This window comes from Candidatus Tisiphia endosymbiont of Ceraclea dissimilis (assembly GCF_964030735.1).
Classification (GTDB): domain Bacteria; phylum Pseudomonadota; class Alphaproteobacteria; order Rickettsiales; family Rickettsiaceae; genus Tisiphia.
Map to the genome: position 1 here is coordinate 1,231,520 of NZ_OZ034917.1, position 13,822 is coordinate 1,245,341.

Annotated in this window: 11 protein-coding genes; 6 read left to right on the forward strand and 5 right to left on the reverse strand. The window is 35.2% G+C overall.

What is annotated here, in order from left to right:
• Positions 1-572: 572 nt before the first annotated feature.
• The 4 genes from mraZ (at position 573) to ACQH1V_RS05860 (ending at position 4,320) form a co-directional block, all read left to right on the forward strand.
• Positions 573-1,031: a division/cell wall cluster transcriptional repressor MraZ gene (mraZ, locus tag ACQH1V_RS05845; protein WP_094649792.1), complete on the forward strand. Its 459-nt coding sequence runs from the start codon at positions 573-575 to the stop codon at positions 1,029-1,031.
• Positions 1,028-1,975 carry a 16S rRNA (cytosine(1402)-N(4))-methyltransferase RsmH gene (gene rsmH, locus ACQH1V_RS05850; protein ID WP_341749038.1) on the forward strand — a complete coding sequence of 316 codons (948 nt, stop codon included), beginning with the start codon at positions 1,028-1,030 and terminating at the stop codon, positions 1,973-1,975. Before mraZ ends, rsmH begins: the two co-directional genes overlap by 4 nt.
• Positions 1,965-2,375, forward strand: a complete 411-nt coding sequence (gene ftsL, locus ACQH1V_RS05855; protein ID WP_425360159.1) for a cell division protein FtsL — start codon at positions 1,965-1,967, stop codon at positions 2,373-2,375. Before rsmH ends, ftsL begins: the two co-directional genes overlap by 11 nt.
• A gap of 286 nt (positions 2,376-2,661) precedes the next feature.
• Positions 2,662-4,320 (forward strand): peptidoglycan D,D-transpeptidase FtsI family protein, encoded by a 1,659-nt coding sequence (locus ACQH1V_RS05860; protein ID WP_341749410.1) that lies wholly within the window; start codon positions 2,662-2,664, stop codon positions 4,318-4,320.
• Positions 4,321-4,647: 327 nt separating this feature from the next.
• Here the strand turns inward: ACQH1V_RS05860 and rpsD are convergent, their stop codons facing one another.
• The 5 genes from rpsD to ACQH1V_RS05885 form a co-directional block, all read right to left on the reverse strand.
• Positions 4,648-5,265 (reverse strand): 30S ribosomal protein S4, encoded by a 618-nt coding sequence (rpsD, locus tag ACQH1V_RS05865; RefSeq protein WP_094649724.1) that lies wholly within the window; start codon positions 5,263-5,265, stop codon positions 4,648-4,650.
• Between the two features lie 120 nt (positions 5,266-5,385).
• Positions 5,386-5,997, reverse strand: a complete 612-nt coding sequence (gene ccmA / locus ACQH1V_RS05870; RefSeq protein ID WP_425360160.1) for a heme ABC exporter ATP-binding protein CcmA — start codon at positions 5,995-5,997, stop codon at positions 5,386-5,388.
• Entirely contained in the window at positions 5,998-6,954 is a 957-nt protein-coding gene (locus tag ACQH1V_RS05875; RefSeq protein ID WP_425360161.1) for a hypothetical protein, read from the reverse strand.
• Positions 6,955-7,205: 251 nt separating this feature from the next.
• Positions 7,206-7,589, reverse strand: a complete 384-nt coding sequence (locus tag ACQH1V_RS05880) for a hypothetical protein (RefSeq protein ID WP_425360162.1) — start codon at positions 7,587-7,589, stop codon at positions 7,206-7,208.
• A 436-nt stretch (positions 7,590-8,025) separates the two neighbouring features.
• Positions 8,026-9,480 carry a hypothetical protein gene (locus ACQH1V_RS05885; protein WP_425360163.1) on the reverse strand — a complete coding sequence of 485 codons (1,455 nt, stop codon included), beginning with the start codon at positions 9,478-9,480 and terminating at the stop codon, positions 8,026-8,028.
• Between the two features lie 698 nt (positions 9,481-10,178).
• On the opposite strand from ACQH1V_RS05885, the gene acnA reads away from it, so the two are divergent.
• Entirely contained in the window at positions 10,179-12,848 is a 2,670-nt protein-coding gene (gene acnA, locus ACQH1V_RS05890; RefSeq protein WP_425360164.1) for an aconitate hydratase AcnA, read from the forward strand.
• A gap of 43 nt (positions 12,849-12,891) precedes the next feature.
• Positions 12,892-13,467 (forward strand): ribosome hibernation-promoting factor, HPF/YfiA family, encoded by a 576-nt coding sequence (gene hpf, locus ACQH1V_RS05895; RefSeq protein WP_341749030.1) that lies wholly within the window; start codon positions 12,892-12,894, stop codon positions 13,465-13,467.
• The last annotated feature ends 355 nt before the right edge of the window (positions 13,468-13,822 follow it).

Consider the following 13,822-nt stretch of genomic DNA (forward strand, 5'->3'; position numbering starts at 1 on the left):
TCGTTCCTGCTACCCAATTCCCCACAACTGTTGAAAGTTGGAAGAGGAAGCAGTTTTAGACCAGGTAGTTTAAAGTCATATGTGGTCAACGTCTATTAGCGAGGAAGACCGTAGGTCGACGAAGCAATCCACAAAATTAACTAAAAATGGATTGCCACGACCTACTTGCGTGGTCTCGCTAATAGCGAAAAAGCTATCTAAAATCCGCTCCACCTTCTAACTTTCAACAGTTGTGTCCAATTCCCCTGAATTGACTATATATACACATTAAATAAGTCACAATTAATAAAAATTCATAAATTTCTTACAAACTATTTAAAACCTTCTTGACTCTATAATTATAGTACAATATCCTAAAAATTCCATATAATCCCAAATTATCCCAAATATGACCAAATCTAATTATGGAATAATTTATACAGGGTATGGTTATATGGCTAATTTGATTTGTATTTAATCGGATAATGTCTTTCATTCCCGCGTAGGCGGGAATCTAGACCCCGCACTGAAGCAGGCGTGGCACTAAGGCAAGCAGGGATGACACTACCAATTATTGGAAGGTAAATAGGTAAATGAATATTTTTTTGTCAAAATATATAAATAATCTTGATAAGAAAGGTAGGGTTTCGGTACCTGCTAGCTATAGAGCAGCTTTGTCTAGCCAGTCATTTAATGGGGTTATTGTCTATCCGTCTTTTAGAAATAAGTGTATTGAAGCGTGTAGTTTAAAGAGGCTTGAGGAGTTAAGCCAAATGATTCAAACCTTAGACCCATATTCTGAGGAACGAGATGCTTTTGAAACAATCATTCTTGGCGAGGCTATCCAACTTGCGTTTGATGGTGAAGGTAGGGTGATTTTGCCTAAATCTTTAATAGAGCATTCTGACATATCAGAACAGGTTTGTTTTGTAGGAAAGGGATTAGTCTTTGAAATTTGGCAGCCGCAAAATTTTGAGACCTATCTTTCTTCAGCTCGGCAAATTGCTCAAAATAACCGTTTAACTCTTAAGAATATTAATAAGGAAATATGATACAAGAGTCCTCTCATACAGCTGTTATGTTAAATGAAGTTAAGGAAGTCTTGTGTCCTAAAGATGGTGGAATTTATCTGGATTGCACTTTTGGTTTTGGTGGTTATAGTCGAATGATACTCGATTCTTGTAATTGTCAATTAGTGGCAATTGATCGTGATCCAAATGTTATAACTTACGCCAATCAGTTGATAAAAGATTATCCTGGTAGAGTGAGATTTATTCAAACAGGGTTTGCTGAAAGCTTTTCAGAATTAGGTTCATTGAAATTTGACGGCATAGTTATGGATTTAGGGGTTTCTTCTATGCAGATTGATTCTGGCGATAGGGGATTTTCCTTTACTCATGATGGTCCACTCGATATGAGAATGAGTGGAGTAGGGCAGAGTGCTGCAGATTTTATAAATAATGCTGATGAACAAGAAATAGCTGATGTGATTTATAAATATGGCGATGAGTCTTATTCTCGAAGAATCGCTAAAAGAATTGTAGAACATAGGAGGTTAGAGCCTATTACCAATACAGCCAGGTTTGCTCATATTGTTCGTAGTAGTATAGGCTTTCGAAAAGGTAAGATAGATACTGCTACCAAGAGTTTTCAAGCAATTCGCATTTACATTAATGATGAATTGGGTCAATTAGAAAGATTTCTAAGTAATAGCAAAAATATTCTATCAGCAAATGGTCGCCTAGTAATTGTCTCATTTCACTCATTAGAAGACCGAATTGTTAAGAATTTTTTTAAAGCAAATTCTGCTAAGTTAGTTGCCAGGTCTAAATATGCGGCAAAGGTTTTTACTAAAGAAAATTCTAAGGAATGGCTTAAGATTATTACAAAGAAGCCATTATGTCCATCGTCTAGAGAAATTGCACTTAATCCAAGAGCAAGGTCTGCAAAGTTAAGGGCTGGACAGAAAATAGAGGGTGCTACATATGGCGGTTAGAATATTTAGTTATATAGCTGTCTGTACTATAATTTTTTCCATTTATGGGTTATTTAGAGTAAAAGATAAGGTTATTATCTTACATTATCAGCTTGGAGAGGTTTCAAAACAACTGATTGATGAGAGTAATAGAATTCACGTGTTAAAAGTCGAACAATCATACCTTACTTCTCCAGCTAGACTAAGAAAATTATCATCACTTTATTTACAATTAGATACTGTTAAAGTTAAGCAAATGATTAGTGATCCTTTAATGCCTGAAAGTAAGAAATATGCCAAGTCTCATGAAGTGAGTGGTTCATATTTTAATAAAACCAATGTTAAGTGGCGTTATAAAACAACTGCTAATAGTAAATACATAAAAACTGTTTCAACTAAAAAATCAGAGTATATTCGATGAAAGGTACTCTTTTTGCCTATGAATACGCCATTGTAAGGAGGCGTAAGCCGATGAGGCAATCTAATGAGTGTGGATTGCCACGACCATTTCATGGTCTCGCAATGACGGAAGGACTTCTTACCCACTGGTCATTGCGAGGAGGTACTTTAGTACCGACGAAGCAATCCAGGAAAGTGATTAGGAATGGATTGCTTTGTTCGAGTTTCGTGGTTCATCGCAATGACGCGAGTAGGTTATGAGTAATAATATAGTTTTATTAGCATTGATAAAAAATACTATAACTAAAATGAAAAGAAGTTTTAGTAATATTATTTTATGGGATATTTGTGCTGACAATACCAAAATCAGATTATTCATAGTTAGCTTTTGTTTTGCTGTGTTTTTTTGTGGGTTGTCATACCGCTTAATAATCGTTGCGACTAATGGTTATGTTAAGCCAGAATATCAAGTAAAGAGTAGTAACTTTAGAAAAGAGATAGTAGACCGCAATGGTAATTTATTAGCAGTTAACTTACCCTCTTCCTCATTATTTGTTAATCCACAAAAAGTAATCAACCCAGAGCAATCTTTAGAAAGATTATCTAAAATCTTGCCTGAGATTGATAAAACGAAATTACTTGCAGAACTAAAGGGTAATAAAAGTTTTGTATGGGTAAAAAGGGATTTATTGCCAAAAGAGCAAGAGGCGGTGTTAAATTTGGCAATGCCAGGCTTTAGTTTTGAACAAGAACAAAAGAGGATATATACTTTCTCCAATTTATTATCACATGTTATAGGATATGTGGGTAGGGATTTGGCTGGTCTTGCTGGGCTGGAAAGGAGTTATGACAAATTTTTAACTAATTCAGATTTTGACTTAGCACAGCCAGAACAGCTTAAAAAACCACTTGAATTATCTATAGATGTAAGATTACAGAATATCCTAAATGAAGAAATAGATAAGACATTAAAGGAATTTAGTGCAATAGGAGCGGTAGGGATAATTGCCAATCCTAATAATGGTGAAATTCTAGCTCTGATTAGTAAACCTGATTTCAATCCACATTATCCGAGTAGTGCAAAGCCAGAAGAGTTATTTAATATGGCAAGTCTTGGTATTTATGAGATGGGGTCGGTATTTAAAACCTTAACTATGGCTGTAGGTTTTGATACTGATGCTATAGCAATGAACGATGCTTATGATATTAGCTATATGAAGGTAGGGGCGTTTAATGTAAAAGATTATCACCCAAGGCATGGGTGGCATAGTGTTCCAGAAATTTTTCTGCATTCATCAAATATTGGGGTTAGCCAAATTATGTTAGAAGTTGGCAAAAATGATTTCAAAAAATACTTAAAAAGATTAGGGTTACTAGATCAGCTTAAAATTGAATTGCCAGAGAGAGGCACCCCTTTGTTTCCATCCGATAAGAGATGGAGTGATTTAACGAGTGTTGTAATGTCATATGGTTATGGTATTTCAATTAGTCCTTTACACTTTATACAAGCAGTATTGCCGGTAGTGAATGGTGGGACATTATATGATTTGACTCTAATCAAAAGACAAGATGAACCTCTTGTTGGCACAAAGGTTTTTAGTGAAAAAACCTCTAAGCAAATGAGTGAATTATTTCGTTTTGTGGTAAAAGAAGGCACCGGACGTAGAGCTGATGTAAAAGGATATCTTGTTGGTGGGAAGACTGGTACGGCTGAGAAATTAACGGCAGATGGGCATGGCAAAAGAAGGTATCTTAAGAATAGCAGAATGTCATCATTTTTAGGTGTATTACCAGCTTCTAATCCACAATATGTTATTTTTATAATGTTTGATGAGCCAAAAGGAACAAAGGAGTCCTTTGGTTTTGCTACTGCCGGCTGGACTGCTGCTCCTACCGTTGGGAGAGTCCTTGAGCGAATGGTGTCACTATATGGAATAGAGCCGATTGAAAAAGGCGAGGAATTGTGATTATTAACAAATAGTGAACATACGCTATGTCTCCCATAAGCGTCAATTTAAGAAAACAATAATTAAAAAATCGTCATTGCTAGGGGGGCGCCAAACCGACGAAGCAATCCGTTTTTGTGTTACCCCTGCGTAAGCAGGGGTTTAGATTTCTGCCTACGCGGGAATGACATGGTAAAAAAGTCATTGCGAGAAGGCATTAGCCGACGAAGCAATCCAGGGAAGTAATTAGAAATAGATTGCTTCGATCATTACTGGTTTTGCAATGACTTCATTGCAAAAGAACATATGTGAGCGTGCTAATCCATTTCTAATCAGCTTTTGGATTTACTATCTTGAATAAAGTTCAATTACTAAATGTACTTCTGGCTCAAAAGGATATGGAACATCAGAAATTACTGGAATTCTGACGAACTTACCAGACAATGAATGAGCATCAAAAGTTAAATAACCTGGTACAGTATTTTCTTGTTTGCTAGCTGTTTCGAGTATTACAGGAATTTGTTTTGCTGATTCCTTTAGCTCGATGACATCGCCTTCTTTTAATCGCATGCTTGGGATATCAGCCTTTTTGCCATTTACCTTAATATGACCATGGGTGACAAATTGTCTTGCAGCAAAAATCGTTGGGGCAATATTCATTCTGTAGATAACAGCGTCAAGCCTTCTCTCTAATAGACCTATAAAATTTTCACCAGTATTACCTTTCATTTTTTGTGCAAGAGCAAAGGTGTTTCTGAATTGTTTTTCATTAATCCGACCATAATGACATTTAAGCTTTTGTTTAGCTTTTAAGTGCACACCATAATCAGAAGTTTTAACCATACTATTCTGACCATGTTGACCAGGACGGTAATTTCTTGTATTGAAGGCATCTTTGCTGTCGCCCCATAGGCTTACACCGAGTCTTCGACTTGCCTTATATTTAGAACTAATAATTTTTGTCACGCTCTATAAATCTCATAATTTTGACATTATTAACATATACATTGAAATTCATCAAGTATATATTAAAATATATATATTTTAACAACTAAAGTCAACCCTCATTTCTTGAAATATCAAAAGTTATTTGTTCAACAACAGATAATCCTCAAGATTGATTATTTGGGCTGACTTAATATCTATATTGGAGTGGGAAGTAAGCAAAATAATTCCACCATTATTGGCTTTTGAAATAATCAAGTTATATAGTAATTCTTTATTCTCTTGATCTAGGTTTGCTTCTACTTCATCCAATAACCATAAGTTTGATTGGCAAGCAATGAGCTTTGCTAAGGCAACCTTTTTTTGGTTGCCAGCAGAGAGCCTGTAACATTTCTCATGCAAAATATTATATAACTTGAAATAATATACCGAAGATTCTAATGTTTCAAGGGAATCATAAATTATCGACCAAAATCTTAGATATTCTAATACAGTTATTTGAGATTTTAGCCCAAGATTATGTCCAATATAATTACAATAAGGTTTTTTTAAATGTTTGCAGTTCAATGAGCTATATAAAATATTTCCACTTGTTGGATTTTGTATATTAGCAACAATTCTAAGTAATGAAGTCTTTCCACAGCCATTAGCTCCTTGTAAATAAACTATAGAAGATGGTAAGCAAGTCACGCTGATATTAGTGAAGATACTTCTTTGGTCTATAATAAGAGTGACTTGCTCAAATGACAACATTTACTCTAGATGATCATCTATAGGAGTCTTAGCCATAAGGTCTACTGTATTATCTTCATTGTTAACATTATCTTTAATTTTGAAAAAATCAAGTTCTTTCATATCTAAGACTTGTTCTTCTGGCGAGTTATAAAAATACTTTTTGAGAATGTGTAACGCAACCGTAATCGTCATGATTATCAATGAAGAAGCTGCTGTAATAAGAATCTTCCCAGTTGTAGTAAGGGTCTCTTCAGTTGTAGTAGAAGCCTTTTCAGTTGTAGTAAGGGTCTCTTCAGTTGTAGTAGAAACCTTTTCGGTTGTGGTAAGAGCCTCAGTTGTAGTAGAAGCTTTTTCAGTTGTAGTAGAAGCCTTTTCAGTTGTAGTAGAAGCCTTTTCAGTTGTAGTAGAAGCCTTTTCAGTTGTAGTAGAAGCCTTTTCAGTTGTAGTAGAAGCCTTTTCAGTTGTAGTAGAAGCCTTTTCAGTTGTAGTAGAAGCCTTTTCAGTTGTAGTAGAAGCCTTTTCAGTTGTAGTAGAAGCTTTTTCAGTTGTAGTAGAAGCTTTTTCAGTTGTGGTAGAAGCCTTTTCAGTTGTGGTAAGGATATCTTCAGTTGTAGTCGGAGCCTTCCCAGTTGTAGTAAGAGTCTCAGTTGTAGTAGAAGCCTTTTCAGTTGTAGTAAGAGGCTTCTTAGTTGTAGTAGAAACCTTAGTTGTAGTAAGAGCCTTAGTTGTAGTAGAAGTCTTCTTAGATAAATTAATAGGAGTATCATCAATTGTGTTTAAAGAGATATCTTCTTCCCCATAGTTTTGCGAAGAATTGTCCAAAAAGTAATCTGAGCTAATAGAGAAATTACCTAGATCATAATCATAAGGGCTAGGGCTAGTTTGTTGTGTAGTAGGAAAGGTCCCAACGTTACGTAGTACGGCTGTTGCAGCACATAAAGATGTTACAACAGAACCAGGAGATAAAAATTTCATAAAAATTGTTTCCTATTTTGAATATTTAATTTAACAGTGTAATTAAAATTAAAATAAATTTTTTCTTAGAAGTCAAGCTTTAATTTCAATTTTTCCTGTAAAAAGTGAATAAAAACCGTTAAAATTTTTACTTGAAAAGCTTAGTGTTAGATATTTTATTGTGTATAATAATTCGAATCGACTTTAATTATTTAGAGTTCCTGCATAACTCCATTTAACTATCTCTGATTTATGCAGGAGGTTTAATATTTTTACTGCTCTGGCATATCTATTGTTGTTGTTGCTGTGTCTCCTACCACCTCTGTATCCGATGGATTGGTTTTTATTGTTGTAAAAAATTCTATATTAAGATGCTCGTCATTAGTAAAGCTTTTATTAATGTGTTCAGCAGGCTTTTTATCTATTTTTAGTGAATCTTTTGTTCCACCAGATTGAGTATCTTCTGTCTGTATTTTCTGCAATTTGTCAAAACACTTTTTATAAACAACACGAGTACCGTAAACCAAAATACTAAAAAAACCTAACGCAAAGAATGAACCTAAAGTTATAAGTGCATCTTTCATCCACCATTCTTGATTTGTAGTATTTTGATTGGGAGGAGTGTAGCTGCAATTATTTATATATGGATTTGTCATAAAATTTGTTTCCTATTTAAGAATATTAATTGATATTAGTTGTAACAAGATAGTTAACATCAACTATCTAAATTGATAAAATAGGTTTTTTGTATATAAGTCAAGGTAATTCAAAGTTGTTTATAAAAAATAAATTGTCATTCCCGCGTAGGCGGGAATCTAGACCCCTGCTTACGCATAAGCGTTAGTTTAAGAAAACAATAATTGAGAAACCGTCATTGCGAGAAAGACCGTAGGTCGTGGCAATCCATAAAAGTAACCAAAGATGGATTGCCACGACCTACTTGCGTGGTCTCGCAATGACAGAAAACCTATCTAAAACCCGCTTTACCTTCTAACTTTCAACAGTTGTGGAGTTTTACCCAGATCATTGCGAGGGGCTATAAAGAGCCTTAGTAGATATAGTATCGGTTTTTGTTTTTTTAGTGACTTATACCTATGCTGCTGCTGAATTTAAATCTGAATCTAAATTTCCAGTTCCTGCCAGTGGAACTAATAAATCTTGTATCCCATCTGTATAATCGTTATCATTAATTGGGATGATTTGATCTACTAGCTTCAATAAACTCGGCTCATAACAATTTTTAAGTTCTACGTCTAATTCCTCTTTTGTTTTATTTTTATTATAACATTGTTTTAGTTTATGGAGAGCGTATACAATAACTGCAGTGGTAACTACCGCTGCAGCTGTTTCAGCTATAGGTGCAACTACTTTGTTCCACAACCATCCTTGATCTTCAGCGGAAGGGGTAGTTTGGTCTTGTGGTGCTGTTGGTGTAGAAGATTCTACCTGAGTAGTGTTTTTTGCTATAGCTTCTGTAATTAAAGAGGCAATAAATGCTTCGGTAATTTCTTCCGGTGGGGTAGAAGCTTCTGTAATTAAAGAGGTAAGAGAGGTTTCAGTAATTTTTTCCGGCGTAGTAGAAGTTGTTGTGCTAGAAGCTTCAGAGGTGGAAGAAGATGGTTCAGTAGTAGTGGTTTTTACTAATTCTCTTAATAAATTATTCCTATTTATAGCCAATTGGTTATTCGGTTGTTCCTTAAGAGCAAGCTCGATCTCTGTTATAGCCTCTGTAAGTTTATTACTTCGATAAAGATTAGTAGATTTCTTATAGTGAGAATAAAACGGGGTTAATGGTTCATTGCAGCTAAGTACCTCTGAACCGTGTTTAATCTCATATCCCCAACCATAGTTAGGGGTATCATATGTATAATCCATCTGTACTTTCCCCCCACTGATAGCTTTTGGTTCTGCAAGACCTATATTGTATTCCCACCAATGTTTTGCTACCCATGGTGTTAATTGGGAATTCTCTCTATGTATGCAAGGTTCCCCACTACACCTAGTATTGATAGTATCCTTACTTCCTCTATTCCAGCTACTTCTATACAATCCAACAAAAAAGCAATTTTCATTGTCTAAATCCACGAAGCTGCTAATTGGTATATCTCCTGCAGCCCGAGCACTCCTATGATGAACTACATTAGAATTCTCTGTATCAAAATTATCTGCGTTAGAGTTATCTGGAGTATTAAATGTAACATGGCGGTATGCATGGGCAGCATGTGATGTTGCTAACAAAGTAGCAAAGAAGATATGTCCTTTAGGAATAGATGAAAAAGCATTAGCAACAGTAGTAACCCAGCTATTATCTGGATTAGAATTATCTGGATTAGAATGGTCAGTAACAAATCCAAAATTTTTGGCTGCCTCTAGTTGTTTTCCTTCTAGGGCTTCTTTGCCGTATTCTGCCATAGTTTCTGCCAGATGAAGGAATTGTAATGTAGTAGATAAATTTGCAAAGTTCTTATCATCATCATAATATTGGCTATTTAAGCACTCAGGATCTTCTGAATCACGATAATAATCAATCAGTATTGTTTTTGACATAAAAATTTATTTCCTATTTAATAATATTGGTTAATATTTTTTTTAACAAGATAGTTAATATAAACTATCGAAATTGATAAAATAGCTTTTTCATAAAGAAGTCAAGATTTAATTTTAAAATTGTTTGATAAAAATAAAATAGTGAAATCTGGTTTTTTTGCCATTCTTGCTTCTCCTTGTCATTCTCGCCCACTATTGTCATTCCTGCGTAGGCGGGAATCTAGACCCCTGCTTACGCATAAGCGTTAGTTTAAGAAAACAATAATTGAGAAATCGTCATTGCGAGTAAGACCTTAGGTCGACGAAGCAATCCATAAAAGTAACCAAAAATGGATTGCCACGCCACCTACGGTGGCTCGCAATGACGAAAAAGTGATCTAAAACCCGTTCTACCTTCTAACTTTCAACAGTTGTGGTATAGCATTCTACGCAGGGATGATATAAAATATAAATATTTTTCAAATTAAATTGCATGAAAAGCTTAGTGTTAGGTATTTTTAGTGTATACTCAAAATGAAAGTTAATGGTTATAGCTATCCCGAATAGTATTACTTAGTCATTGCGAGGAGCCACTTTAGTGGCAACGAAGCAATCCAGGAAAGTGATTAGAAATGGATTGCCACGCTCACATACGTTCGCTCGCAATGACAGCATAATACTAGTCGAGTTAGCTATAAAACAAATTTGGAGTGGTTAGTATGAATTATGATTATCTTAAAGAAATATCTGTTGGAGAGGATGTTTATAAAATTTTTGATATAAATAAGGCGGCAAGTGATATTGGGCTTGAGTTAAAGCGTTTACCTTATAGTTTAAGGATATTATTTGAAAATGTTCTGCGTCTAACTGGTAGCCAAGAGAAGTTGTTGCTATTTAAAGAATGGCTTAAAGCAAGGAAATCCGAGGCTGAGATACCATTTATGCCAGCTAGGGTACTGATGCAGGATTTTACTGGTGTTCCGGCTATTGTTGATTTAGCTGCTATGCGTGATGCTATGAAAAAACTAGGGAAGAATCCATTAAAGATTAATCCTTTGATACCTGTTGATCTGGTAATAGATCATTCGGTACAAGTCGATTATTATGGAACAAGTGAAGCTTTTGATAAAAATGTTACAATGGAAGTAGCTCGGAATATAGAGCGTTATGAGTTTTTAAAATGGGGGCAGGAAGTATTTGATAATTTTAAAGTAGTACCCCCGGGAACAGGTATTTGTCATCAGGTTAATTTGGAATATTTAGCTAATGTTGTGTGGACTAAACAACAAGAAGGGGGAACTTTTGCTTATCCGGATACATTGGTTGGTACAGATAGTCATACTACGATGATTAATGGTCTGGCAGTTCTTGGTTGGGGAGTAGGGGGGATTGAAGCTGAGGCGGCAATGCTTGGTCAGCCTCTATCAATGATTATACCTGAGGTAATTGGCTTTAAATTGACTGGCTCTTTAAATGGGATGATTACCGCTACAGATTTGGTGCTAACCATTACCCAAATGTTAAGGAAGAAAAATGTCGTTGGCAAATTTGTCGAATTTTATGGAGATGGATTGGACTTTTTAACATTGGCAGATAGGGCAACTATTTCAAATATGGCTCCTGAATATGGTGCTACTTGTGGCTTCTTTCCAATTGACAATGAGACTATCAAATATCTTAACTTGACGGCTAGAGAGCCAAATCGCATAAAATTAGTAGAGCAATATGCTAAGCTACAGTCATTATGGTACGAATCGACAATTATTCCAGAATATACTGAGACATTAGAGTTGGATTTATCTACTATCGAAGCTTCTTTAGCAGGACCAAGACGTCCGCAAGATCGAGTTAACCTAAGAAATGCCGCTAGTAATTTTAACAGTGAACTAGCTTCTTTAACCAAAGGTGATGTTAATATTGATAAAAAATACCCTGTGACTGATGAATATGCAATTAGTCATGGTGATGTCGTAATAGCGGCAATTACTAGCTGTACCAATACTTCCAATCCTAATGTAATGGTTGCTGCTGGCTTGCTGGCTAAAAAAGCAGTAGAACTTGGATTAGTGAAAAAGCCATGGGTTAAGACCTCATTGGCTCCTGGTTCAAAAATAGTGACAGAATATCTGAAGAAAAGTGGGCTTGATCAATATCTCAATGATTTAGGTTTTAATCTTGTTGGCTATGGTTGTACTACATGTATCGGTAATTCTGGGTCACTGTTGCCGGAAATAGAAGAGACTATTACCAAAAACAATCTGGTTGTTGCTTCGGTATTATCTGGTAACAGAAATTTTGAGGGTAGGGTACATCCTCTAACCATAGCTAGTTATCTTGCCTCTCCGCCGCTAGTTATTGCTTATGCTATCACCGGTACTATCAACATTAATCTTGAGACGGATGTGATAGGAAAAAGTTGTGATGGTAAGGATGTTTATCTTAAGGATATTTGGCCTACTCAACATTCGATACAGAAAATAATTGAGGAATCTATTGACTGTAAAATGTTTAAGGAGAAATATAGTGATATATTCTTAGGTGATAAGGAATGGCAAAATATTAAGGTAACTAAAAGTGATACTTATAATTGGAATAAAAATAGCACTTATATCAATAATCCACCTTATTTTGAAGGTATCGAGCATATATCGAGTGAATTGGAGGATATAGAATCTGCTAGGATATTAGCCATCTTTGGCAATTCTATTACTACTGATCATATATCGCCAGCCGGAAATATTAGTAAAACAAGCCCTGCTGCTAAATATTTAACCGAGCAGGGTATTTTACCAGCAGATTTTAACTCTTATGGATCACGGCGTGGCAATCATCAAGTAATGATGCGTGGGACTTTTGCCAATAATAGAATTAAAAATGCTATGTGTCCTGGAATTGATGGGGGGATAACGATCAATCAACGGAATGGTCAACAAATGAGTATTTATGACGCTTCTCAGGATTATAAGGCTCATTCTATCCCTTTAGTAATTTTTGCAGGTAAAGAATATGGCTCTGGTTCGTCGAGAGATTGGGCAGCAAAAGGTACTAGTTTACTAGGAGTAAAAGCGGTAATTGCTGAAAGTTTTGAAAGAATTCATCGGTCAAATTTAGTTGGTATGGGTGTGTTACCGCTTGTACTCACTTCTACTACGGTAAGTGATTTAAAACTTGATGGTTCTGAATATATTGCAATTACCGGCTTAAGTAATAAAGTAGAGCCTTATGCACAACTTCGTTGTATTATAAGTAGAAAAAATGGTATAGTTGAAACTTTTGAAGTAATATTACAAGTTTTTACAGAAAATGAGATAGATTATATCAAATATGGTAGTATAATGCACTTAGTTGTTAAGAATTTTGGTTTTCTTGGCAATGATGGCGGTTTATGATGAATAAATACTACTAGTTAGCTATAAATTTAAAGGGGGTTTTATGCAAGTATCAGTATCAGGTCAACATATTTCTATTGGCAATTCTTTGCAAGATTATGTAAAAAGCCGTACTACGCAAGTAGCAGCAAAGTACTTTTCTACTATAATTAATGCAAACGTACATTTCTCTAAACAAGGATTTCAACTGGTTTGCGATATTGTAGTGAATGATGGTACCGGCAGACATATAATATTGAAAGGTAATGCTGCTTCAGATGACATATATTCAGCATTTGATGCTGCTCTTTCTCGACTTGAAAAGCAGCTTAGAAAGTACAAATCTAAACTCAAAGATCGTCATGATAGAATTAAAATATCCGAAGCGGCACCTAAAGCAGTCAAGTATATTATCACGCCCCATGAACATGAAGACGAAGATAATGTACCAGCCTCTGATAATCCTGTAATTATCGCAGAAAAATCTGTAGAAATATTAATTTTATCAGTAAGTGAAGCCGTTATGAAAATGGATCTTGAAAACCTGCCTGCTTTAATGTTTCAAAATAGTAATACTAATCGTATTAATATAGTTTATTACCGTCGAGATGGCAATATATCTTGGATAGATTCAAAATAGACTAATTTAAATTTATTCAGTAAATTTAGGCTGGGTAATTAAAAGTCGTATGTGGTCAACGTCTATAGTCAATTGATGAGAAGTTGGTGGCGTCGTCACACTCCATCACTCCTGCTACCCAATTCTCTTGAATTGGCTATATCCGTCATTGCGAGGAAGACCGTAGGTCGACGAAGCAATCCATAAAAGTAACCAAAAATGGATTGCTTCGTTGACCTTACGGTCTCCTCGCAATGACGCTTGGTGATCAGGTTTTTTTATTCATCACAAAAAAATAGCAAAAAAATCGTGAATGCTCACATCTAAACTACAACTGTAGTACTAGGAAACCAATAAAATAAATAACCACCATAAT